The 23,538-nt window shown below is 33.3% G+C and carries 21 protein-coding genes and 1 tRNA gene; 10 read left to right on the forward strand and 12 right to left on the reverse strand.

Translation table 11 applies throughout. The features are described 5' to 3' along the window. Positions 1 to 167: 167 nt before the first annotated feature. The 3 genes from ABD941_RS14185 to ABD941_RS14195 form a co-directional block, all read right to left on the reverse strand. Complete coding sequence (locus ABD941_RS14185; protein WP_345274797.1) at positions 168 to 1,400, reverse strand: M48 family metallopeptidase; 1,233 nt, start codon at positions 1,398 to 1,400, stop codon at positions 168 to 170. An 81-nt stretch (positions 1,401 to 1,481) separates the two neighbouring features. Further along, complete coding sequence (locus tag ABD941_RS14190) at positions 1,482 to 2,279, reverse strand: TrmH family RNA methyltransferase (RefSeq protein ID WP_345274798.1); 798 nt, start codon at positions 2,277 to 2,279, stop codon at positions 1,482 to 1,484. A 35-nt stretch (positions 2,280 to 2,314) separates the two neighbouring features. Next, entirely contained in the window at positions 2,315 to 3,382 is a 1,068-nt protein-coding gene (locus ABD941_RS14195; RefSeq protein WP_345274799.1) for a DUF3810 domain-containing protein, read from the reverse strand. Between the two features lie 75 nt (positions 3,383 to 3,457). Between ABD941_RS14195 and ABD941_RS14200 the strand changes: the two genes are divergently transcribed. Next, complete coding sequence (locus ABD941_RS14200; protein WP_345274800.1) at positions 3,458 to 4,918, forward strand: aminoacyl-histidine dipeptidase; 1,461 nt, start codon at positions 3,458 to 3,460, stop codon at positions 4,916 to 4,918. 240 nt (positions 4,919 to 5,158) lie between these two features. Here ABD941_RS14200 and ABD941_RS14205 read toward each other — a convergent pair whose 3' ends face one another. The 6 genes from ABD941_RS14205 to ABD941_RS14230 form a co-directional block, all read right to left on the reverse strand. After that, a complete protein-coding gene (locus ABD941_RS14205) occupies positions 5,159 to 7,414 on the reverse strand; it encodes a S41 family peptidase (RefSeq protein ID WP_345274801.1) in 2,256 nt (751 codons plus the stop codon). Between the two features lie 145 nt (positions 7,415 to 7,559). Beyond that, a complete protein-coding gene (yidD, locus tag ABD941_RS14210) occupies positions 7,560 to 7,784 on the reverse strand; it encodes a membrane protein insertion efficiency factor YidD (protein WP_345274802.1) in 225 nt (74 codons plus the stop codon). A gap of 101 nt (positions 7,785 to 7,885) precedes the next feature. Then, positions 7,886 to 9,367 (reverse strand): cysteine--tRNA ligase, encoded by a 1,482-nt coding sequence (gene cysS, locus ABD941_RS14215; RefSeq protein WP_345274803.1) that lies wholly within the window; start codon positions 9,365 to 9,367, stop codon positions 7,886 to 7,888. A gap of 38 nt (positions 9,368 to 9,405) precedes the next feature. After that, positions 9,406 to 10,083, reverse strand: coding sequence for a GTP cyclohydrolase I FolE (gene folE / locus ABD941_RS14220; RefSeq protein WP_345274804.1), 678 nt, complete (start codon positions 10,081 to 10,083; stop codon positions 9,406 to 9,408). A 254-nt stretch (positions 10,084 to 10,337) separates the two neighbouring features. Further along, the gene (locus ABD941_RS14225; RefSeq protein ID WP_345274805.1) at positions 10,338 to 11,873 is read right to left on the reverse strand and encodes an OmpP1/FadL family transporter; all 1,536 of its coding nucleotides are present in this window, start codon (positions 11,871 to 11,873) and stop codon (positions 10,338 to 10,340) included. 33 nt (positions 11,874 to 11,906) lie between these two features. Further along, on the reverse strand, positions 11,907 to 13,013 hold the full coding sequence (locus tag ABD941_RS14230; RefSeq protein ID WP_345274806.1) for a hypothetical protein: 1,107 nt from the start codon (positions 13,011 to 13,013) through the stop codon (positions 11,907 to 11,909). A gap of 99 nt (positions 13,014 to 13,112) precedes the next feature. On the opposite strand from ABD941_RS14230, the gene proS reads away from it, so the two are divergent. The 4 genes from proS (at position 13,113) to ABD941_RS14250 (ending at position 15,603) form a co-directional block, all read left to right on the forward strand. Next, complete coding sequence (gene proS, locus ABD941_RS14235; protein WP_345274807.1) at positions 13,113 to 14,591, forward strand: proline--tRNA ligase; 1,479 nt, start codon at positions 13,113 to 13,115, stop codon at positions 14,589 to 14,591. Between the two features lie 150 nt (positions 14,592 to 14,741). Continuing rightward, positions 14,742 to 14,813: transfer RNA gene (locus tag ABD941_RS14240), tRNA-Glu, on the forward strand. Positions 14,814 to 14,839: 26 nt separating this feature from the next. Then, positions 14,840 to 15,091, forward strand: coding sequence for a 30S ribosomal protein S20 (gene rpsT / locus ABD941_RS14245; RefSeq protein WP_345274808.1), 252 nt, complete (start codon positions 14,840 to 14,842; stop codon positions 15,089 to 15,091). Between the two features lie 152 nt (positions 15,092 to 15,243). Continuing rightward, entirely contained in the window at positions 15,244 to 15,603 is a 360-nt protein-coding gene (locus ABD941_RS14250) for a hypothetical protein (RefSeq protein ID WP_345274809.1), read from the forward strand. Between the two features lie 116 nt (positions 15,604 to 15,719). On the opposite strand, the gene rho is transcribed toward ABD941_RS14250, so the two are convergent. Next, positions 15,720 to 17,360, reverse strand: a complete 1,641-nt coding sequence (gene rho / locus ABD941_RS14255; protein ID WP_345274810.1) for a transcription termination factor Rho — start codon at positions 17,358 to 17,360, stop codon at positions 15,720 to 15,722. A 185-nt stretch (positions 17,361 to 17,545) separates the two neighbouring features. On the opposite strand from rho, the gene ABD941_RS14260 reads away from it, so the two are divergent. The 5 genes from ABD941_RS14260 (at position 17,546) to ABD941_RS14280 (ending at position 22,010) form a co-directional block, all read left to right on the forward strand. Beyond that, on the forward strand, positions 17,546 to 17,956 hold the full coding sequence (locus ABD941_RS14260) for a DUF4293 domain-containing protein (protein WP_345274811.1): 411 nt from the start codon (positions 17,546 to 17,548) through the stop codon (positions 17,954 to 17,956). Between the two features lie 604 nt (positions 17,957 to 18,560). Next, a complete protein-coding gene (locus ABD941_RS14265; RefSeq protein ID WP_345274812.1) occupies positions 18,561 to 19,676 on the forward strand; it encodes a DUF2891 domain-containing protein in 1,116 nt (371 codons plus the stop codon). A 13-nt stretch (positions 19,677 to 19,689) separates the two neighbouring features. Continuing rightward, positions 19,690 to 20,430: a 5-oxoprolinase subunit PxpA gene (gene pxpA, locus ABD941_RS14270; RefSeq protein WP_345274813.1), complete on the forward strand. Its 741-nt coding sequence runs from the start codon at positions 19,690 to 19,692 to the stop codon at positions 20,428 to 20,430. A 7-nt stretch (positions 20,431 to 20,437) separates the two neighbouring features. Then, positions 20,438 to 21,169 carry a 5-oxoprolinase subunit PxpB gene (gene pxpB, locus ABD941_RS14275; protein WP_345274814.1) on the forward strand — a complete coding sequence of 244 codons (732 nt, stop codon included), beginning with the start codon at positions 20,438 to 20,440 and terminating at the stop codon, positions 21,167 to 21,169. Next, the gene (locus tag ABD941_RS14280) at positions 21,162 to 22,010 is read left to right on the forward strand and encodes a 5-oxoprolinase subunit C family protein (RefSeq protein ID WP_345274815.1); all 849 of its coding nucleotides are present in this window, start codon (positions 21,162 to 21,164) and stop codon (positions 22,008 to 22,010) included. The genes pxpB and ABD941_RS14280 overlap by 8 nt, the downstream gene beginning before the upstream one ends. Position 22,011: 1 nt before the next feature. Here ABD941_RS14280 and deoD read toward each other — a convergent pair whose 3' ends face one another. Next, complete coding sequence (gene deoD, locus ABD941_RS14285) at positions 22,012 to 22,710, reverse strand: purine-nucleoside phosphorylase (protein ID WP_345274816.1); 699 nt, start codon at positions 22,708 to 22,710, stop codon at positions 22,012 to 22,014. Positions 22,711 to 22,714: 4 nt separating this feature from the next. After that, the gene (deoC, locus tag ABD941_RS14290) at positions 22,715 to 23,380 is read right to left on the reverse strand and encodes a deoxyribose-phosphate aldolase (RefSeq protein WP_345274817.1); all 666 of its coding nucleotides are present in this window, start codon (positions 23,378 to 23,380) and stop codon (positions 22,715 to 22,717) included. Positions 23,381 to 23,538: the final 158 nt, after the last annotated feature.

The raw sequence follows: 23,538 nt of genomic DNA on the forward strand, positions 1-23,538 counted from the left end.
TTAATTATATGTATTTTCCTTTATAGAGGGGGTTCGTTTAGTGCAAAGATAAAGTTTCATTTCAATGAACTTTATCGATTGTTAAACGAAGTTAGCCGAATTTTTTTATAAAACTAAATTTCAACCAAAACAAAAACGACTTAGCTAAGCACATATGCACTAGAAATCTACTTTCTCAAATTCATAATTCGTTCCAAAAGCGTTGGATGCGAATAATGCATAAATACATAAGCAGGATGTGGTGTTAAGTTGCTTAAGCTGTTTTTAGAGAGTTTTTTAAGCGAGGTAATAAGTGGTTCGCCTTTATAGGTGTTTTTAGCATAATCGTCTGCTTGGTACTCAAACCTTCTAGAAAACAGATTCATAACTAAACCTGTAATTTCAGAAATAGGTGAGTAGAGGAGTCCAAAAGCAATCAATCCAATATGAAAACTAGGCGTCTCAACACCCAAAGCCTGAGATAATAAAGGGTTCGAAATAAATAAGGATAAAATATATAGTGTTAATCCTGTCAATAAAATAGAGGCGAACAAGTTAAAAATGATGTGTTTCTTTTTATAATGTCCAACTTCATGTGCTAAAACAGCAACAATTTCTTCATCATCTAAATCATTAATCAAAGTGTCGTAAAGTGTAACGCGTTTTTCACTGCCAAATCCAGAAAAATAGGCATTGGCTTTGGTACTGCGTTTAGAACCATCAATCACAAAAATTTTATCCAGCTTAAAACCAACTGTTTTGGCATAGGCTGAAATTTTATTACGTAAAGTCCCTGCTTCTAAGGGCACTTGCTTATTAAAAAGTGGTACAATAAGTTTAGAATAAAACATATTCATAAACAAGGTAAAAACGGCAACTAATGCCCAAGCATATAACCAAAAGTGTTTACCTGTTACTTGATAAAACCAAATAATCAAAGCTAAAATACCACCACCAACAATAGCCATCATAAGCCACCCTTTTATCTTATCTAATAGGAATGTTTTAATGGTTGTTTTGTTAAATCCAAATCGTTCTTCAATAACAAAGGTGCTGTAATAGGAGAAAGGTGTGGTTAAAATATCGCTACCAATCATAATAATACCAAAGAACATAAGGGCAACTATAATTGGGTTTTCGCTGTAACCTCTAGCTATGTTATCTACAAATTCAAAGCCATCAAATAGTAAAAATCCTAAGGTTAATAAAATAGAAAAGGTTGATGTAAGTAATCCAAACTTATAATTAGTCGCTTTATAATTTTGCGATTTTTTATATTCTGATTCATCATAAACATCCTGTAAATCTTCAGGAAGTGTATCGTTAAAATGTTTGGCGTTTAGGGCATCTAAAATTTTATCAACTATGAAATTGATTATAATAATACCGATGATTATATAAAATAAAGTGTTTGCTGTCATATAGTTCAAATTCCAATGATTAAATTCCAAACTCCAAAAGTGTACTTAATTGAAATTTGTATTTTGGTTATTACGATATTTTCAAATAAAATTTCGCTGTCTTTTGGCTTCAAAAATAAGAATTCCTGCAGCAACAGATACATTCATAGAATCTATTTCACCTTGCATTGGAATAATAATGTTTTGAGTAGCATGTTCCAGCCATTCGTCACTTAAGCCTGTAGCTTCAGTTCCCACAATAATAGCTGTAGGTTTCTTGAAATCTTGAGTATGATAATTTACAGAAGCTTGTAACGCAGCACAGTAAATATTAATGTTTTTGGATTTCAAAAATGTAATAATTTCAGATGTATTTCCAGTAGCAATTTGATTTGTAAACAGACAACCCACACTAGAACGAATAATGTTTGGGTTGTATAAATCGGTTTTTGGGTTGGCTATAATAACCGCATCCACATTAGCTGCATCTGCAGTTCGCAAAATCGCACCTATGTTCCCAGGTTTTTCTGGAGCTTCAGCAACTAACACTAATGGTTTTTTAGTTTTGAATTCTATATCTGAAACCGAATGACTTTTGTTTTTTGCTATAGCTAAAACACCTTCAGTAGTATCTCGATAAGCCAGTTTTTGATACACTTCTTTTGAGATCTCAATAGTATTAATTTGTTTATTGGTTAAATCATTTAATTGTTCATGAGAAAATAAATCGGGATAAAACAAAATAGTTTCCAATTCATAACTACCTTTTATAGCTAATGAAATTTCGCGTTTGCCTTCAATTAAAAACTGACCTGCTTTTTTACGCTCGCGCGACTTGTCTTTTAATTGAGCAAGTTGTCGAATAAGGGGGTTTTGTATGCTTGTAATCTGTTTGTTCATTGGAGCAAAGGTAGATTATTTTTTAGCTAAATATTCTACAAATTAGTAGAGTCAAAATAATTAACCAATAAGGCCACCACATAGTTATAGCTTTGCATACCCTTATCCTGTTTGTTTGCTTTTAAAAAGTTACTGTAAAAACCTTTAAAGAAGGGTTCTGCTGGATTTTGGTGTGCATCCCAAAAGTCTCGGACTTCTTTATAGTTTTTTAGAATTCCTGGATTGACTGTTTCTACTATGGTTTCATATAAGGCCTCATCGCGTCTGTAAATTTCATTCAAACAGAAACGCAAACTAAAGGTATAGCCTGCGTATTTAAAATACATATTATCATGATTAATAGTTGCCATAAAACCAATAAAATTAGCTTCGTTTTCTGCAGCATAGCCAAGTTGATGTGCGATTTCGTGAGCCGATGTTGTTGGAAATTTATAAATAGGGATTAAACCATCAACTTGAGCTTCGTTGGTAAAAGGGTTTAAATACCCGCTAAAGCCCATATAAGTTAGTGGGTAGCTATATATGGATGTTTTGATACTTTTTGGGCAGTATTTAAAATGTGGAAAATGGATTTTTAAATTATCATAACCAATTGATGTCATTTTAAAAATCTCATTTTTACTAAAAGGCAAATCTATTTTAATCGTATCGTTTTTTGATAGTTTAGAATGTAATGTATTTGATTTTTTAATCAACATATTAGTTACTTCTACTAATTGTTCAGTTGTGTATTTACTTTCAATATTTAAACTTTTATGCAATGGCAAACGATGATAATTCATACCCCAAAATAAGTGAAATGCAAAATAAAAAATCGCCAAGGCAGCAAATACATCAGTCAGCCAGTTTTTGGTATTTGTTCTAAAGCGTTTTCTATTTAAGTAAAACCATCTTATGGCATAAATTATGGTAAACGTATACACTAAATCACCAAATGAAAACGGAAACCATCCTAATATAAATCTAAAAATTTTTGAAATATATTGGTACAAACCATTACTGTAATACTGCTCTATAAATTTAGGAAAATTTGAAAGTAACTTCACCAAAAAGTATTGAGGTATTAAGCTTATAGCGATTAGTAATTTTGTGTTCTTCAGCATACATCAAAAATAGGAAAATGTTTATTAATCCTATGAAGTAAAATGTATCTTTGTGCTACTATAATTTTTAAGATTATGAGCTCTGAGATAAGACAACTTCAACCCCAACAACTTTGGAATAAATTTGCCGATTTAAACGCCGTACCTCGTGCATCAAAAAAAGAAGAGCGTGTTATAGCTTTTATGAAAGGTTTTGGTGAAACTTTAGGTTTAGAAACCATTGAAGATGAAGTTGGAAATGTGATTATAAAAAAACCAGCAACTACAGGCATGGAAAACAGGACTACTGTGGTTATGCAATCACATTTGGATATGGTACACCAAAAAAATAACGATACCGAGTTTGATTTTGAAACCCAAGGTATTGATATGTTTGTAGAAGGCGATTGGGTTCGAGCAAAAGGGACTACGTTAGGTGCTGATAACGGACTGGGTGTTGCTACTATTATGGCCATTTTAGAAAGCACTGACATTCCGCATCCTCCTATTGAAGCTTTGTTTACTATTGATGAGGAAACAGGTATGACAGGCGCTATGGGATTAAAAGGAGGGCTATTAAACGGCGAGATTCTTCTAAATTTAGATACTGAAGAAGATGATGAAATAGGTGTTGGTTGTGCAGGCGGTATTGATGTAACCGCAACTAGAACTTATGAAGAAGAGGATACCCCCGAATTTAAAATAGGGTTTTTAGTTACTGTTAAAGGTTTGCAAGGCGGACATTCTGGTATGCAAATCCATGAAGGTTTAGGGAATGCTAATAAAATTATGAATCGTTTGCTTTTTGATGGTTTTGAGAATTTTGGGCTACGTATTTCTGAAATTAATGGCGGTAGTTTAAGAAATGCTATTCCACGCGAAAGTAATGCCATTCTGGCTATTGATGCTATTCATGAAGAAGTATTTTTATCGGAAATGAAATTACAAACAGAAACCATAAAAGTAGAACTAAAAACTATGGAGCCTGATTTGGAAATTACTATTTCTAAAACTGAAACACCAAAGTCAATTATGGATTTAGGTGTTCAAGAAGGTTTAACCAGAGCATTGTATGCGGCTTTAAATGGGGTTTACAGAATGAGTGCTGATATTCCTGAATTGGTAGAGACCTCAAACAATATAGCTAGAGTTATAGTTAAAGAAGGACATATTAAAATAGAGTGCTTAACACGCTCATCGGTAGAGAGTTCTAAAATGGATTTAGCAAATACACTTCGTGCTACTTTTGAACTTACTGGTTGTGAGGTTAAATTCTCCGGAGATTATCCTGGTTGGGCACCAAATATGGATTCTGATATTTTAAAGGTCATGGCAAAACTTTATGAAGAGTTAAATGGCCAAAAACCTCATGTAGCTGCCTGTCATGCAGGATTGGAATGTGGTATTCTAGGGACTAATTATCCAGATATGGATATGATTAGTTTTGGTCCTAATATAAAGGGTGCACACTCACCAGATGAACGTGCGCAAATATCATCTGTTCAAAAGTATTGGAACTTTGTTTTGGAGATTTTAAAGCAGATTCCAGAGCATTAGAACAAGATAAAAATTGCGTTTAATCGATATTATTTGTATTTCAGCTGATTTTTGTATATGTTTGATAAATGATATCATTAAAAACTTTAAAAGCATTATTTGCGTGAAACATAAAGTAAGCACCCCAAATCGCCTCTAAAAAGAAACATTAAATAATAATGCTTTTGTGTTTTTATTCATTTTAGTTCTAAGGAACCGAATCATGACCAAAACCTTGCTATAGGTTATAAGCTAAATTGCTTATTGTTCTAAAACAACTTGTATAGCTTTTTCTAAAAACTCATCCTTACCAGATTTTACACCTTCAATAGTTTTATTAACATATATATTTGGTAATATGCCAATGGCATGATGTTGAGACCCATCATGTTTTATAACCTTCATGCCTGTCCAATTAACATTAAAGTTCCCTAGAAGTTTAAAAGGATTTATATTACCATTTGTTCCAGCTGTGGGTTGTCCGACAATGGTAGCCAGTTTGTAACCTTCAATGAAACTCATGTAGCTTTCGGCATAACTTATTGCTCTACTATCTATAATAAACACAATTTTCTTGTCACCTAGGTAGGGCTCTTTAGTCTCGATTTCCCAACCTGTATCTTCATACCCAACAATTTTATTTTGATTTGGATAGATGATTTTTGGGATTCTTAGCCACGCTTTTGAGGTGTCATTTTCTTTCAACAAATGAGAAATGAAATCGTGGTTACTGTTTGGGTAGCCCCTCATATCGCATATAATACCTTTTGATGTTTTTAATTGAGGCATAAGGCTAGTAATGGTGTCCATTTCAATGGTATCTAGATTGAGATAGAATATATTATTGTCTAATAATTTGTATTTGTTTTTTTGTATGGGTATGCTTACGCTTGTATACGTATAGTTTTTATCGCGTTTTAAGTTTATAGTTTTACCATTTACTTCTAAAACCAATTTACTGTCTTTTTTACCAAATAGGCTTAAATCTTGTGCTTTAAAATCTAAAGATCCTTTTGTTCCTGCTGAAATTCTTGAATTAATGTCTTCAAAATAGTTTTTAGGTAATTGCTTATCAATCTTGGTAACGATATCTCCAACTTTAATGTTTAAAGTATCGTTTTTTACTTCTGTAATGATTAATTTGTCTTCTACCCATTCCCAATTAATAGCTGGTACATAAGGAACAGCATTGCCCATCCAAACACGTACATGTCCGTCTTTTAAGGGCGCCATAAATTTTTGTAATGTTATTAAGTGGTCGTCAGCAGTTTGGTCACTGAAACTTTGTTTTAAAGCTGTTTCTAATGCTTTGTCCCAATTTGTTTCCGCTTCTTCAAAATAGGGATAAAAATGTTGAATAACATTATATGTGTTTATAAAATTGCCTATACGCATTGCTAAATTTTCAGGACTGTTGTCTAAAACTTTTAGACTGTCTTGAAGCGTACTTGCTATCTTGCTTTTAGGAAAAGTGTTTTTATCATCGCCAAATAAGTTTAAGGGTATTTGGCAGTATATTCCTTTGCCAATTTCTTCTTCTATAAGTTCGCCAAATTTTGGATGTGCTTTGAATATGGCTTCGCCTTTTACTTTTTTAATTGCGCCTTCGTAGCTTATAACAAGGCAATTTTTACCTTCCATATTTTCAGAGCTTGAAACATTATACGTATAGCCTTTACTTTTGCCTATCCATTCAGACTGTTCTGTTTTTTCTCCAATACTACTCGCTTCAAAATCACTATTTTTTATTGGTATTTCTACCCATTCATTATTGTCTTTATAATATAAGTGTACATCATCTAAATATAAGGTCCCTTTGCCACTTACATAACTACCAAAAGCTAGCTTTGATCCAAGTGTATCTATTTTTCCGATAATTTCATATGGCTTCCAATCACTACTTTTTATAGGTTTGGCATCCATAGTTTCATAGAAACCAAGTGACCTATCCGTGTTTTCAACCCACAAGGATAAGTGCCCAGAAGCATTAGCGTTTTTGTTAAGCTTTACCCAACCTGTATATTTAATTTCCTTACCTCTATATTTTTTAGCATTGATTGACATTGAGATGTTCCCGTAATTACTTGACTCATCAATTTCTGAATACCGATTTACTCTAACACTACTGTAAACATAATTTTGATATGTCATATCTTTAGAGACACCTTTATGTTGCCAATAGGTTGGTTTAAAGTTCTCTGGGCTTTCTGGTGTTATGGTATTTAAATTAAATGCTTGCTTTTCTTCTGAAAACACCACACTTGGTGCAATAGGTTTGAATAAGCTATTTAATGTGTTAATGACTTCGGTTTTGCTTTGGCACTTTACAATTTGTTCAGCACCATAAGCGGCAAAGCTATTCCAATCTATTGCAGAAGCTTCATCACTTGGATGAAAATATTTTACATAGCCATAGGCTTTTGCAAATGTTTTTAGATTATTGATAGTATCTTGCTTTTTTTTACAGGAAATAGTCATTATTAATAATGAGCATACTAAAAAAAATGTTCTTTTCATAGATTATAACTTTGTTGCTAATTTTGTAAAAATGAGTTGTTTTTTACCAAAAACAATATGGTATTGGGGTTTATTTCCGGTGTTAACGAAGTTATCATTTTTTTCTGACTAAGTCAATTCTATAATTAATGGTGTATTTTAAAGATTAGGGTACAGGGTCATGACCTGATCCGCCCCAAGGATGACAGCTAAAAATGCGTTTTATAGCTAACCAACCTCCTTTAAATAACCCATGTTTTTGTAATGCCTCTTTAGAGTAATGTGAGCATGTTGGATTGTATCTACACGTTGCTGGGGTTAATGGCGATATTAAAGTTTGATATACTTTTATTAGAAGCAAAAATGGAGCTATGAGTAGTTTTTTTAGCATTTATTTGTCATTTCCTTACCTGTTGGCAAACAGGATAAGGCTTGTTATTTTGAGTCTGAATTGTAATAGATTCTGTATCAATCGAATAATGACAGAGCGATCTAATTTGTAGAGAACGTTGTGCCGTCCTTACCATCTTTAAGTTGAATACCAACTTCTGCCAATTCATCACGAATTTTATCAGATAAAGTAAAATCTTTATTTGCTCTAGCCTCTTGTCTCAATCGAATTAAAACATCAACAGCACCTGAAAGCTTATCGGTTCCAGAATCACTTTTTACAGTGTTTTTAAGACCTAAAATATCATAAACAAAAATGTTTATGGTTTCTTTTAATGTATTTAAATCTTCAGTGGACAAGGTTTCTGAACCTTCCTTAACTTGATTAATATATTTTGCAGCTTCAAATAAATGAGCGATTAAGATTGGGGAATTAAAATCATCGTTCATAGCATCATAACATTTCTGTTTCCATGCCGTGATGTCAATCGATGATGCAGTTGAAGCTTTTAAATCGTCTAAAAGGTTAACAGCATCTATTAATCTGTAAAACCCTTTTTCGCTTGCTAATAATCCATCGTCAGTTAAATCTAAAATACTTCTGTAAGATGATTGTGCATTAAAAAACCGAATGACACTTGGGCCATAAGCTTTACTAAAGAACGAATTGTTTCCAGATAGTAATTCATCTGGATTAACTGTATTGCCTGTTGTTTTAGACATACGCTGCCCATTCAGTTCCAACATATTGGCATGCATCCAATAGTTGACAGGGCTTTTTCCTATAGCAGCTTCATTTTGAGCAATTTCACATTCGTGATGTGGAAATTTTAAATCCATACCACCACCGTGAATATCAAATTGTTCGCCTAAATATTTAGTACTCATAGCTGTACACTCTAAATGCCAGCCAGGAAAACCATCACTCCAAGGCGAAGGCCAGCGCATAATGTGCTGAGGTTCTGCTTTTTTCCAAAGGGCAAAATCCTGTGGATTTTTTTTATCACTTTGTCCGTCTAGTGTTCTTGTATTATGTATTAAATCTTCAAGTTTGCGCTTGCTTAATTTACCGTATTCGTTTGTTTCATTAAACTTATGGACATCAAAATATACAGAGCCATTAACTTCATAAGCAAAACCATTTTCAATAATTTTACTAATTAATTCTATTTGTTCTATGATATGTCCAGTCGCAGTAGGCTCTATACTTGGAGGTAAAAAATTTAATGTGTTTAATATATTGTGAAAATCAACTGTATAACGCTGAACCACTTCCATGGGTTCAATTTGCTCTAAACGTGCTTTCTTAGTGATTTTATCTTCACCAACATCGGCGTCATTTTCTAAATGACCAGCATCAGTAATGTTACGAACATAACGCACTTTATAACCTAAGTGCTTAAGGTACCTGAAAATCATATCAAAAGACATGAAGGTTCTAACATTACCTAAATGAACATTACTGTAAACCGTAGGTCCACAAACATACATACCAATATGACCTTCGTTAATAGGTTTGAAAGTTTCTTTTTTTCCAGTTAGTGAATTGTATATTTTAATTGGATTGGATTGGTATAACTGCATTTTGATTTGTTGATGAGTTATTAAAAAGGCGGTTTATTTTAAAACTTTGTATCTAATTTTATATAATCAAGAAACTCGCGACGAGTAGCCATATCTTTAAATTTACCTCCAAATTCAGAAGTAACCGTGCTGCTTTCTATATCTCTTATCCCTCTTGAATTAACGCAAAGATGCTTGGCATCAATAACACAAGCTACATCTTTTGTACCTAAAACATCTTGAAGTTCTCTAACCACTTGAATGGTTAAACGTTCTTGTACTTGTGGACGTTTTGCAAAATAATCAACAATACGATTCATTTTAGATAAGCCTACTACGGTTCCATTAGAAATATAAGCAATATGAGCACGTCCTACTATGGGTAATAAATGATGCTCGCAAGTTGAATACACCGTAATGTTCTTTTCAACCAACATTTCGCCGTACTTATATTTGTTTTCAAATGTTGAAGCACTTGGTTTTTTATCAGGGTCTAAGCCTCCAAAAATTTCATTAACAAACATTTTAGCGACACGGTTTGGGGTGCCGTTTAAACTATCATCAGTTAAATCTAAACCTAAGGTTTCCATGATGTGACGTACATCATCTTTTATAATGTCTATTTTTTCCTCGCTATTTAATTTAAAAGCATCATTTCGCATTGGTGTATTTTCAGATGTACCAATATGTTCGTTTCCTAATGCATCAAAATCTTCTATATTACTGTCAAACGCCATGATTTATAAGTCAAATTTTAATTTGCAAAGATAAGCATTTCACTTTTTGTTATACTTTTTGTTTGCAAATAATTAATTATTTAAGTTTTTATCGAATCGAGGTTTCGATTGAACCTGCCTGCTTGCCTACAGGATTTTTATTCTCGCAAAAGCAAGAAAACAATTTAGTCTCATATTTTGTTATGAAATTACACCAAATCAAAAAAAGCTCGAACCTTATTAGGTGCAAGCTTTTTTGTAATGTTTGCTTATGATTAAATATTAAAACTTAAAGATAATGTAATGTTAGAGTTTGTTTGATCTATACTTGCGGTATCGATTAATCCAACATTATATAATGGTGTTGCAAAAGAGCGCTCGGATTGATCATAAGTAATATCTAATTTTGTGTTTCCAAAGTTAAAACCTAAACCTAACGAATAACCATTTAAATCGCTAACGGTAACACCATCTTCATAAGGGCTTTCTTCAAAACGGTAACCACCTCTAAAGCTAAACTGTTTGTGCTTGTATTCGCCACCAATTCGATATGTTGCCGCATCTGTTAATACATTGCCAATACCTGCATTTAAGTCTGTATAATCAGATTCTGGCTTAAACTTTGTATTGCCATAATTCTTTTTAGAGTAATCAAAACTAATCAAGCCTTTTTTTGCAAAAATGTAAGCTAAACTTCCCGTTATTTTTGCTGGAGTTTGGAGTTTATATCGTGGGTAAATGTTTACTACATCTGGGTTGATGACTTGAGTAGCATTAGTGCCGTTATCGTCTCTTACAGTAGCTAAATATTGAGTTGTCTCTTCTTCTATAGTGTACCAAGTTGGAGAATCATAGGTTACACCAACTCTAAACTCCGGACTTAATTTCATAATACCACCTAGTTGAAACGAAAATCCAGTACCTGTGGTTGATAGATTGTTTTCGAACTCTACAGCACTTACAATAGATCCTGGATTTGAATTATTTTCAAATAAAAGTGTTGAACGTTGATAGTCTATAAAATGTGAATTTAAGTTTATTCCTAAATATAAATTGTCTTCATATTGCGTAGCCACATTAAAGGTGATTTTTCCATTATATCCTGTAGCTAGATATGAATAATCATGATTGAAGTTCCCAGGAGATATATTTGAGGAATAAAGTGTATTGGCATCATCATTTATATCATCTGGTTCAAGAATAAAAGATTCAAAACCTAAAAACGCTTGTTGGTTTCCAAAGCCAAAAACTTCACCGATATCTTGATAGGCTTCTGATAAAGATTCACCTGGTAAGGTAGAAATTTCATCTAGCCTTTTTCCATCAGCATAATCATAAAAATAACTAGCTATGGAATTGCTGAAATTACCATCATCATTGGTGTTTAACCCAATAGCATTCCAATTATCATCATAATTATTAGTTCTGTCGTAAGCAATAGCTAAGGTGAATTTTTTCCAAGACGAATTAGTATTACGATTAGCAAACACAAATGCAGCGCCACCTTGATTTATGTCAAAAGTAGATTCACCAGAATTGGTTATACCATTAAAATACTGAGTGTTGTTATCAACATCTACATTTGAACCTGTGAAAGATGCATGACTTCTACTAAAAATGGCAGAGCCAGCAGGGTTTGCGCTAACGGCACTCATATCACCTCCTAGTGCACCAAAAGCACCACTTAGAGCTCTAAAACGAGCCGTTCCTTGAATTTCACTCTGTGAATATCTTAGTGCATCACTAATATCCTGTGCATAAACTGTAGACATAGATAGTAAACCTATGAATAGTACATTTAACTTTTTCATATGATATGTTTTTCTCTTTTAATAAAAATAAGATTAACGTCTTCCACCTCCACTTGAAGACCTTGAGCCACTTGAACTTCTACTACTTGATGAGGATCTTGAAACGGATCCACTAGACCTTGAACTAGAAGAGCTTCTGCTTGGCGTATAGCTTCTATTGTTTGAAGATGATCTTCGGTAAGTTGAGTTCCCAGAACTAGAGCTACTTCTGTTGGGTTGTCTGTAAACTGTACTCGAACTTCTTCTTACTGTTGAAGATGAAGACCTAGCTGTAGAATTTGAAGAAGGCGTTCTTCTTACACCTGTTGATTGTCTTACAACACCTGAATTTGTGCGGGTTCCGTTCGTGTTATAACTTCTTCTGGTGGTGGTTGCATTTGGATTTATACTGCTTCTTCTAGATGTATTGTATTTTGATGTTGCTCTGTTTTGTGAACTTATGGTACCGCGTCTACTTATATTTCTGTTAAGGTTTCTAGAATTACTAGCTAAATAACTACCTCGTCTACTAGCACTATATGAAGCATTTCTTCCGCTGTAAAAGCCTCTGTTTCCGTAAAATCCTCTATTATAAAACCTGTTGTAGCCCCAACCATTATTAAAAGCCCAACCGCCATAAAAGCCGCCACCATAAAAAGGAGGACACCAAAACGGGTCATAAAAACCCCAATTGTTCCATCCCCAGCGGTTCCATGAGTTGCCCCAGCCCCAGTTGTTCCATCCAAAACCAAAACCAGCATTCCAGCCCCAATTGTTCCATCCGTTGTCAATATAGTTTATCGTTACACTATTACTATTTTGACCCCAACCAGCATAGCCTTGGTAATCATTTACTAAAGTGTCGTTTTCAACATAATTTGGACTTTCATAGGAATCAATATCTGTAAAAATAGCATCATCATTATACAGTAGATTTTCAGACTCAATAGATTTGGTTTTAAAATAGTTTTTGTAGTAGTTACTATTTGATTCGTTAGGCACTTCAACAACTTTCTCTTGATTTTGTACTACGGGTTCGCCATAAATACCATCACTGTCCACACCAACGTATTGATAAGAACCACATGAAACTAAACCAAACAGCAGACCAAATAGGGCTACAAATGGCACTTTTCCTTTTAAGTAGTTGTTAAATTGCATATCTCTATAATTTTATTGTTGAACATCACAAAAATAGTTAGTTTTGCTGAACTATTTTTCTATTTAACTTATTCACAATATTTGTGCCAAAACATTGATATGAGCAAAAAACTTACCAGTAGATCAGAGGATTATTCAAAATGGTATAACGAATTGGTTGTCAAAGCAGACCTAGCAGAGAATTCGGCAGTTAGAGGGTGTATGGTCATTAAGCCTTATGGTTTTGCTATTTGGGAGAAAATGCAGGCGGAATTGGATAAAATGTTTAAGGAAACAGGACACCAAAATGCCTATTTCCCATTGTTTGTACCTAAAAGCTTATTTGAGGCCGAAGAAAAAAATGCTGAAGGATTTGCTAAAGAATGTGCTATCGTAACCCATTACAGGTTGCAAAATGACCCAGATAAAAAAGGGAAATTACGAGTTGACCCAGAGGCTAAGTTAGAAGAGGAACTTATAGTAAGACCAACTAGTGAAGCGATTATTTGGAATACCTACAGGGGGTGGATTCAGTCTTATAGAGATTTACCACTTTTGATTAATCAATGGGCCAATGTGGTGCGTTGGGAAATGCGTACGCGTTTGTTTTTGCGTACTGCTGAGTTTTTATGGCAAGAAGGGCATACCGCTCATGCAACTAAACAAGAGGCATTGGCTGAAGCCGAATTAATGAATAACGTCTATGCGACGTTTGCCGAAAAATTTATGGCTATACCTGTTATTCAAGGATTGAAAACGGAAAGTGAACGCTTTGCTGGAGCAGATGAAACCTATTGTATTGAAGCATTAATGCAAGATGGGAAGGCTTTACAAGCAGGAACCTCTCATTTTTTAGGGCAAAACTTCGCCAAGGCTTTTGATGTGAAGTTTGCCAATAAAGAAGGTAAGCAAGATTATGTTTGGGCAACATCTTGGGGTGTTTCAACACGATTAATGGGAGCACTGATTATGACTCATAGTGATGACCACGGATTAGTTTTGCCGCCAAGTTTAGCGCCAAATCAAGTGGTTATTGTACCAATATATAAGAGTGAAGATGATTTAAATGCTATTACTGAAGTTGCTAACGGTATTTTAAGGAATTTGAGAGAAAAGCATATTACAGTTAAGTTTGATAGTAGAACTACGCATAGACCAGGAGCTAAATTTGCACAGCACGAATTACAAGGGGTACCACTACGAATAGCAATTGGAGCTAGGGATTTAGCAAATGGAACAGTTGAAATTGCAAGACGAGATACCCTAACTAAAAAAGTTGTTGCATTAGAAGATCTAACTGAAAAAATTGAAGGTTTATTAGAGGAAATACAAGCCTCTTTATTTAATAAGGCTTTAGATTTTAGAGATAATCATATTACTGAAGTTGATACTTTTGACGAATTTAAAAAGGTTTTAGAAACTAAAACAGGGTTTATATCAGCCCATTGGGATGGTACAAATGAAACTGAAGACAAAATAAAAGCGTTAACTAAGGCTACGATTAGATGTATTCCTTTAGAAGGAGACGTAAAAGAAGGTGTTTGTGTGTATACAGGAAACCCTTCAAAACGTAGAGTATTGTTCGCAAAAGCGTACTAATATAATTTTTTTTAAAAAAAGATTATATAGCACTTGCAACATTTAAAAATAGTTGTATTTTTGCATCCGCAATGGAAACGTTGTATGTTATTTGAAAGGTGTTGTGAGTTTAATATATTGTAATTTAAATTTGCACACAGAAAAACAAATGGCCCGTTCGTCTATCGGCTAGGACGCCAGGTTTTCATCCTGGTAAGAGGGGTTCGATTCCCCTACGGGCTACATTAAAAAATTAAGAAAAAAACAAAATGGCAAATCATAAGTCAGCATTAAAAAGAATTAGAAGTAACGAAGCAAAACGTTTAACTAATAAATATCAGCATAAAACAACTCGTAATGCTATCAAGAAATTACGTGAGTTAACTAATAAGAAAGAAGCTGAAAAAATGTTTCCTTCAGTAGTATCTATGTTAGATAGATTAGCTAAGAAAAACGTTATTCATGCTAACAAGGCGGCTAACCTTAAATCAGGTTTAGCAAAACACGTTGCAGCGCTTTAATTTGTTTTAAAGTTTTAAAATATTTAAAAGCTTCTCAGAAATGAGAGGCTTTTTTTTTGAATTTTTTTAGTGCGCTTATAGTGTAAAAAGGATTTTAAAAATATAAATTTGCAAGTATTAGAAATTAATTAACCTTTAATAATATTACCCTTTTGGAAAATCAAAAAGCAATTAAATTAATCGATAAAATTCTTAACAACCTTGATAAAACAGGGATTAATACAGATACATTAATTGATGATATTAAAGAATTAAGAACCTATGCCTTAGAAGCACAAATTCCTTTAGTGGTAAAAGTGCTTAGATTAACGTGTGAGCATATTGAATCAACAGAATCCTTTATGATTCCTATTCTTAATGATGAACCTATAGAAGAGGATGGGACTATTGAAGAAGGGGAGGTCGCACCTATTGAAAGTCTAAAGTATTTAATAGCCCTTATTAAAAATCTTAATAACAAAATGAATATTGCAGACTTAAAAGAATATAGAGACCTTTTAAATAGTTACTGATTTTAAAATAGTAAGGTTATTTTTCTTGAATAACATAAAAAAAGCCTTAACAAATTATTTGTTAAGGCTTTTTTAGTTAGTTATATTTAGTTTTGTCGTCTACACGGGAATGCATATTAGCCATTCATTGATATTAAAAACTCTTCGTTGTTTCTAGTTTGTTTAAAACGGTCGTTAATAAATTCCATAGCCTCAACCGGGTTCATATCCGCAAGGTATTTACGCATAACCCACATACGTTGAATTGTATTGTCGTCCAGTAAAATATCATCACGTCTCGTACTTGAAGAAGTCAGATCTATAGCAGGGAAAATTCTACGGTTAGAAATTTTTCTATCCAATTGAAGTTCCATATTACCTGTTCCTTTAAATTCTTCAAAAATAACTTCATCCATTTTAGAACCTGTTTCTGTAAGCGCGGTTGCTATAATGGTTAATGATCCTCCATTTTCAATATTACGAGCTGCACCAAAGAAACGTTTTGGTTTGTGTAGTGCGTTAGCATCAACACCACCACTTAATATTTTACCAGAAGCAGGTTGAACCGTATTGTAGGCTCTAGCTAAACGTGTTATAGAGTCTAATAGAATAACCACATCATGACCGCATTCTACCAATCGTTTTGCTTTTTCAAGCACAATATTGGCGATTTTTACGTGCTCATGTGCTTCTTTATCAAATGTAGAAGCAATAACTTCACCACGTACATTACGTTGCATATCCGTTACCTCTTCAGGACGTTCGTCAATTAATAAAATCATTTGATATACTTCTGGATGATTTGCAGCAATAGCATTGGCAACATCCTTTAGTAACATGGTTTTACCTGTTTTAGGTTGTGATACAATCATACCACGCTGCCCTTTTCCAATAGGAGAGAACAAATCCATAATTCTAGTGGAAATTGTACTTTGACGTTCTGCTAAATTGAATTTTTCTTGAGGGAACAATGGTGTTAAATGCTCAAAAGACACGCGATCTCTTACTACATTTGGGTTTTGGCCATTAATTTTACTGACTTTAATTAAAGGAAAGTATTTTTCGCCTTCTTTTGGTGGACGTACATGTCCTAAAACCGTATCACCCGTTTTTAAACCAAATAATCTAATTTGTGATTGTGAAACATAAATATCATCAGGAGATGATAAATAGTTATAATCTGAAGACCTTAAAAAGCCATAGCCATCCTGCATGATATCTAGAACACCTTCACTTTCAATAATAGCATCGAATTCAAAATCTGGTTCGCGATAACGATTCCTATTATCTTTATTCCCATTGTCAACATTTCCGTTCTTTTGGTTTTTATGTTGATTTTTGTTTTGATTATTTCTAGGATTAGGCTTTTTCTGGTTGTCGTTTTGCGGCCTAGGGTTCGGTTTATGAACTGGCTTTGGCGTTTCTTTAGCTTGTTTCTCAGGTGCTAAAGGCATTTCTTTAGTTTCAGAATTTTCTGTTGGATCCTTTTTGTTTTCTGTATCTGAAGTTTCTTCAGCTTTTGGAGATGTATTTCTGGTAGGTTTTTGAACACGTTGCCTAGGTTTCCTAGCTATTGGCTTTGCATCTGCCTTTATTTCAGTAGGCTCAGCAGTTTTAACAACCGCTTTTACTGCTGTTGGGTCTGCAGCTTGTTGATCTAGTATTTGGTATACTAAATCTAATTTTTTTAAGGAACGATATTTAGGAACGCTCAATTTTTTAGCTATCTCCTGCAAGTCAGAGAGCTTTTTTTCTTTTAATTGTGAAATTTCAAACATTGATGTTTAATTGAATATTTTTTATTTTGAATACAAACTTGAGTTATTCTGAAAAAATGATTTTTATTCTGAAGATTAATCGCTTGTTTTTGCGATTGTTGAGAATTATTACTGCAATTATACAACTTTATTTTAATTTTTAGCATTAATTCTAGTATTTTTGCCGTCTAGTTTTACAAAATTATATGTTACAACGTATTCAAACCATATATCTTTTAATTGCAGCAGGTGTTTCTGCAGGGTTAATTTATGTATTCCATTTATGGATTACAGATAGTGGTGTTAGAGTGTTTGCAGATGATGTTAATTATGTATATGCTGCTTTTTTAGCATCGGCATTTTTTTCAATCGTATCAATATTTAGGTATAAAAACAGGAAGTCTCAATTTATATTGGGGCGACTTAACATCATATTAAACTTTTTTTTACTAGGATTTTTCGTGTATCAATCACTAAATGTATCTGGAGAAACGGCGGTTTCTGAGAAAGGTATTGGGATGCTTCTCCCTATTGTTTCTATCGTGTTGTTGGCATTAGCCAATAAGGCCATCAAGAAGGATGAAGAACTTGTAAAATCTGTTGATAGATTACGATAAACCTAACATCTTAGTAGTATTAGTGCATAAAACCCAAAGTGAAAGCTTTGGGTTTTTTTAGTGAAACACTGTATTGTAGAACCTTAAAGGCGAATACAATATAACATGTTGAATTAATTCTGCTGAAAAGCATAATCTGTTTGTCTTTTAGTTGATTTGTGATTAATGACAGTAAAAGTAAGTTATGAAAACATGCTGTCATTTTCGCCAGTTGAAAAACTGGGATTAGCGAGTAGAATGTTATATCTAATCTTAATTAGTCTTTTATGATTTGAATGAGTTTAATTAGGCTCTCTATTTTTATATCAGACCTATTAGCGATAACTAGCATAACTACAATTAATCCAAATTGCCACCATGTCCAATTTGTAAAGGGATTTTTAAATATTTTGGTTTGCTTTGCTTTTTTTTTACTTCATCAAATTTATTGAAATAATATCAATTACCTGAAAATCAATATGGTATTGTCTTTTTAAAATTTTGTACTACTAATATAAAAACATATTTAAGTACAAATTAAAACATACATTTTTATTCTATTAAAACCTCAAAGCTTATTTTAATAAGTTTCGATTATGTTGTATAACTTTTTTACTTTTATAAAATGAAGTATTCACCTATTTTACTTTTAGTGTTTTTAACATTCAGTTGCAACAATTCAAAAGAAAAAGCAACGAGTACAGATTCAAAAATCAACTCTGGCATTAGTTCTGATACCCCGAAACTAGATTTAGAACAAGCAAATGCCTTAGCAGAACTCCCTTTAAACTGTATAAATACTGAATATCCAAACCGTTTATCACAAACTTTAGGAAGTCATGAAGACTTAAAACAGCCAAACGAATTACATCCCGCATTTTATGGTTGTTTCGATTGGCATTCGGCTGTTCATGGCCATTGGAGTTTAGTAAGTTTGCTAAAATTATTTCCGAATATTGATAATGCGGAAGGGATTAAACAAAAATTGCTTAATAATATTTCAAAAGAAAAGATAGAGGCTGAAGTTGAGTACTTTCATGGCAAGCATAACAAATCATACGAGCGAGCCTATGGTTGGGCATGGTTATTAAAATTAGCAGAAGAAATCCATACTTGGGATGATGATACTGCCCGATTATTAGAAAACAATTTAAAACCTTTAACTAATTTGATAGTTGAAAAATATATCGAGTTTTTACCTAAATTGAACTATCCGCAACGTGTGGGAACACATACTAATACTGCTTTTGGACTGTCGTTTGCGTATGACTATGCGGAAACTCTAAACCACGAGGCGTTAAAAATAAACATTAAAAATCGGGCGATGTTTTTCTATTTAAAAGATGTAAACTGCCCGATGTCTTGGGAGCCAAGTGGTAGTGATTTTTTATCACCTTGTTTAGAAGAAGCCGCTTTGATGAAACGTTTATTGTCAGCAACAGATTATAAATCTTGGTTCGAAGCATTTTTGCCACAGCTAAAAGATAAAAACTTCCAACTAGAAGTCGGTGTAGTGTCTGATAGAACCGATGGTCATTTAGTGCATTTAGATGGTGTTAATTTTTCGCGTGCGTGGAGTTTAAATAAAATAGCTAAGGGTTTACCAGAATACGAGCATCTAACATATATTGCAAATCAGCATATCAACTACTCCTTACCAAGTCTAGTTGGCGATAGTTATGAAGGTGGCCACTGGTTAGGAAGTTTTGCTATTTATGCTTTAAATTCTACTATAGAATAACTAAATTAGTTTAGTGAAAAATAGAATCATAGATATTAACGTTGATACAGGTGAGGGCATAGGTAATGAGTCTCAACTTATGCCATATGTGTCCTCATGTAATATAGCTTGTGGTGGTCATGCAGGAGATTTAGAAACCATGCGAAAGGTGGTTGAACTAGCAAAAGAGCATAGTGTTAAAATTGGTGCGCATCCATCCTTTCCTGATAAAGAACACTTTGGGCGACAGATTATAGACATGCCTTGCGTAGTGCTATATACCTCAATAAAAAAGCAGATTAAAGATTTAATAACAATCCTAGATGACACTCATCTTACATTACATCATATAAAACTTCATGGTGCCTTATATAATTTAGCAGCGGTTGATAAAAAAACAGCCAATGTTATTGTTGAGGTTATAAAAGCTCTAGCTTTATCTTTAAAATTATATGTGCCTTTTAATTCTGTTATAGCCAAAGTTGCTATTAAAAATAATATCCAAATTATGTATGAGGCTTTTGCTGATAGAAATTATAATGAGGATTTAACATTGGTTTCAAGACAAGAAAAACATGCTGTAATTCATGATGCTAATACAATGTTTAATCATGTTTATAATATGATTGTTAATCAGGAAGTTAAGACTGTATCAGGTAAATTAGTACTGCTTAAAGCAGAAACATTTTGCGTTCATGGTGACCATCCTGAAGCCTTAAGTTTAATTGCTAATTTAGTAACTCGCTTAAAAAATAAAGGTATTAAAATCAGATAAGTAATAATTGACTTTTTCGCTCACATATAAACCTTTTGGAGAGCGTTCTATTTTAATAGAATGGCCAGCAAAAATTGAGACTCATATTTTAACAGAGATACTTCATTTTAAAGAAAAAATCGAAAGTAAAAACATTGAGCGTATATCAGCGTTGAGGTCTGCGTACCATTCATTATTAGTTGTTTATGATAAATTTGAAATTGGTTTTGAAGATGAGGTTAATCTCCTTAAGAAGCTATATGCATCCAATGAAGCCTTACCAAAAACAACATCTTATTTATGGAAAATCCCGGTGTGTTATGATATTAGTTTTGGAATAGATTTAGAGGCTATTTCAGAAGAAAAAAGTATATCAAAAGAAGCTATTGTCACATATCATTCTAGTCCAATTTACACTATTTATTTTATTGGCTTTTTACCCGGTTTTCTATATTTAGGGGGTTTACATGAAAGATTATTTACACCAAGAAAGGTAACACCAAGATTACAAATAAAAATTGGTGCTGTTGCTATAGGCGGAAACCAAACAGGAATATACCCTCAAGAAAGCCCAGGAGGATGGAATGTAATTGGAAACTCACCAATTAATTTTTTTGATAGCTCTAAAGAACAACCCTGTTTTGCAAAAGCAGGGGATAGGCTTCAATTTTATCAAGTATCATTAAAAGAACACCAAAACATTAAGGCATTAGTGGATGCTAAGGTGTATCAATTAGAAAGCGAGGTGCTAGATGGTTGAGGTGCTAAACTCTGGTTTTTATTCAACCATTCAGGATTTTGGGCGTGTGGGTGTTCAAAACTATGGGGTACCGCATTCCGGCGTTTTGGATAGATACGCGGCATCAATGGCAAATATATTGCTAGGTAATGATGAAAATGCAGCGGTTATTGAAATGACTATGACTGGCGCTAAATTGCAATTTAATTGCTCTACATTAATTTGCTTGTCTGGAGCAAATATGAGCCCGAAGTTAAATAATTTATTCATAGAGAATAATAAGGTTTTTAAAGTTCATAAACATGATGTTTTATCATTTGTAAAGTTGGAATCTGGTTTTCGATCTTATCTGGCCGTGCTCGGAGGCTTTCAGACTGAAACTATAATGGGGAGCAAAAGCATGTATAAAGGTATTACGGCTAAGTATGACTTGCGGAAAGGGGATGTGTTAGATGTTTTAACTTGTTCTTTAACTAATACAGAGCATCACGCTAGATTAAAAATTGATAATTTTTATTTAAAAACATCAGTTATGGCTGTTTTTAAAGGCCCGGAATTCAATTTACTTTCAAATGAACAACAAGACAAATTGTTTTCAAATTCATTTACTATTTCAAAAGAAAACAATAGAATGGCTTATCAATTAAAAGAGCCTTTAGAAAATAATTTAAAGCCCATAATAACATCTGCTGTACTTCCTGGAACAGTCCAGCTAACACCTTCAGGAAAATTGATTGTTTTAATGCGAGATTGCCAGACTACGGGAGGTTACCCTAGAGTGTTGCAGTTAAAGGAATATGCTATTGATGTGTTGGCACAGAAGTTTACGGGTAATATGCTTAATTTTAGTCTTAAATTATAAACTATGCTAATTCCAAAGCAATTTCAATCATCTCTTTGAATGTTGTTTCGCGCTCTTTACTAGTAGTACTTTCACCAGTTACCAAAGAATCAGAAATGGTTAAAATTGAAAGTGCATTAACATTATGTTTTGCTGCTATGGTATATAAACCAGCAGTTTCCATTTCAACACAAAGGACTCCAAATTTTGACCACTTTTTATATGACTCAAAATCATCTGCATAAAATTCATCAGAAGTAAATACATTACCAGCTTTTAGCGAAATACCTTTTGTTTTTGCAGCTTCAATAGCTTTTTGAAATAATTCAAAGTTGGCTGTAGGTGCATAGTCTGCACCTCCAAAACGAAGCTCGTTAACTCCAGAATTTGATGATGCTGCCATAGCTAATACAATATCCCTAAGCTTTACATGGTTTTGGTAAGAACCAGCACTGCCCACACGAATTAGGTTTTTTACGTTGTATTCATCAATAAGTTCATGTGCATAGATAGAGATTGAGGGAACGCCCATACCTGTTCCCATTACGGAAACTTGTTTACTATGATATGTGCCTGTATAACCTAACATACCTCTTACTTTATTAAAACAAAATGGGTTTTCTAAAAAGGTTTCAGCTATCCATTTAGCTCTTAAAGGGTCACCAGGCAATAAAATAGTTTCAGCAATCTCTCCTTGTTTTGCTTCAATATGTATACTCATTTTTTTAGTCGTTTGAATTTGATGATTTACCAGAAACAATAGCAATACCAGATGATGTGCCTATACGTTCTACACCCAAATGAATATAATCTAAAGCTGTTTTAGTATCCTTTATTCCGCCAGATGCTTTTATTTTAACTCCGTTTTTAGTAACACTTTTCATCAGTTTTATATCATGTAAAGTAGCGCCTTCAGTTCCAAAACCTGTAGACGTTTTTATAAAATCGACACCACTTTGTATGGCAAGTTCACTGGCTTTGATAATTTCTATGTCTTCCAGATAACAGGTTTCTAAAATAACTTTCAATGTGTTATTGGGCATGTTGTTTTTTACGGCTTCAATATCCTTCCAAACACCATCAAAATCTTTGCTTTTTAGTAAACCAAGGTTAATAACCATGTCTATTTCATCAGCACCATCTAGTAAAGCAAATTTTGCTTCAGAAACTTTAGCTTGGGTACTCATAGCACCAAGTGGAAACCCAATAACTGTGCAGATTTTTACTTGACTGTTTTTTAGTTGCTGCTTTGCTAAACTTACAAAAGCACTGTTTATACAGACTGAAAAGAAATTGTGCTTTTTTGCTTCATTACATAATTGGATAATGTCTTCTTTTGTAGCAGTTGCTTTCAAAAGGGTATGGTCTATATAGTTATTTATTAATTTCATATGCATGCTAAAGTTAAGTTTATTTTTTCAAATATAATGGCTTTTTAAAGCACTAAATCATTAGTGTTAAAATGCCGATTTTAATTATTTACAAACAATGATTTTAATCAGTTTTTAAGGGTTTTTTATAGCTTAATTTTGCTGAAATTATAAATAAA

The organism is Flaviramulus aquimarinus (genome assembly GCF_039543205.1).
In the GTDB taxonomy this organism is placed as follows: domain Bacteria; phylum Bacteroidota; class Bacteroidia; order Flavobacteriales; family Flavobacteriaceae; genus Flaviramulus_B; species Flaviramulus_B aquimarinus.

Coding starts and splice junctions, on each gene's coding strand:
- ABD941_RS14185 (WP_345274797.1), bottom strand. CDS start 1,400: ATGACAGCAAACACTTTATTTTATATAATCATCGGTATTATTATAATC.
- ABD941_RS14190 (WP_345274798.1), bottom strand. CDS start 2,279: ATGAACAAACAGATTACAAGCATACAAAACCCCCTTATTCGACAACTT.
- ABD941_RS14195 (WP_345274799.1), bottom strand. CDS start 3,382: ATGCTGAAGAACACAAAATTACTAATCGCTATAAGCTTAATACCTCAA.
- ABD941_RS14200 (WP_345274800.1), top strand. CDS start 3,458: ATGAGCTCTGAGATAAGACAACTTCAACCCCAACAACTTTGGAATAAA.
- ABD941_RS14205 (WP_345274801.1), bottom strand. CDS start 7,414: ATGAAAAGAACATTTTTTTTAGTATGCTCATTATTAATAATGACTATT.
- yidD (WP_345274802.1), bottom strand. CDS start 7,784: ATGCTAAAAAAACTACTCATAGCTCCATTTTTGCTTCTAATAAAAGTA.
- cysS (WP_345274803.1), bottom strand. CDS start 9,367: ATGCAGTTATACCAATCCAATCCAATTAAAATATACAATTCACTAACT.
- folE (WP_345274804.1), bottom strand. CDS start 10,083: ATGGCGTTTGACAGTAATATAGAAGATTTTGATGCATTAGGAAACGAA.
- ABD941_RS14225 (WP_345274805.1), bottom strand. CDS start 11,873: ATGAAAAAGTTAAATGTACTATTCATAGGTTTACTATCTATGTCTACA.
- ABD941_RS14230 (WP_345274806.1), bottom strand. CDS start 13,013: ATGCAATTTAACAACTACTTAAAAGGAAAAGTGCCATTTGTAGCCCTA.
- proS (WP_345274807.1), top strand. CDS start 13,113: ATGAGCAAAAAACTTACCAGTAGATCAGAGGATTATTCAAAATGGTAT.
- rpsT (WP_345274808.1), top strand. CDS start 14,840: ATGGCAAATCATAAGTCAGCATTAAAAAGAATTAGAAGTAACGAAGCA.
- rho (WP_345274810.1), bottom strand. CDS start 17,360: ATGTTTGAAATTTCACAATTAAAAGAAAAAAAGCTCTCTGACTTGCAG.
- ABD941_RS14260 (WP_345274811.1), top strand. CDS start 17,546: ATGTTACAACGTATTCAAACCATATATCTTTTAATTGCAGCAGGTGTT.
- ABD941_RS14265 (WP_345274812.1), top strand. CDS start 18,561: ATGAAGTATTCACCTATTTTACTTTTAGTGTTTTTAACATTCAGTTGC.
- ABD941_RS14280 (WP_345274815.1), top strand. CDS start 21,162: ATGGTTGAGGTGCTAAACTCTGGTTTTTATTCAACCATTCAGGATTTT.
- deoD (WP_345274816.1), bottom strand. CDS start 22,710: ATGAGTATACATATTGAAGCAAAACAAGGAGAGATTGCTGAAACTATT.
- deoC (WP_345274817.1), bottom strand. CDS start 23,380: ATGAAATTAATAAATAACTATATAGACCATACCCTTTTGAAAGCAACT.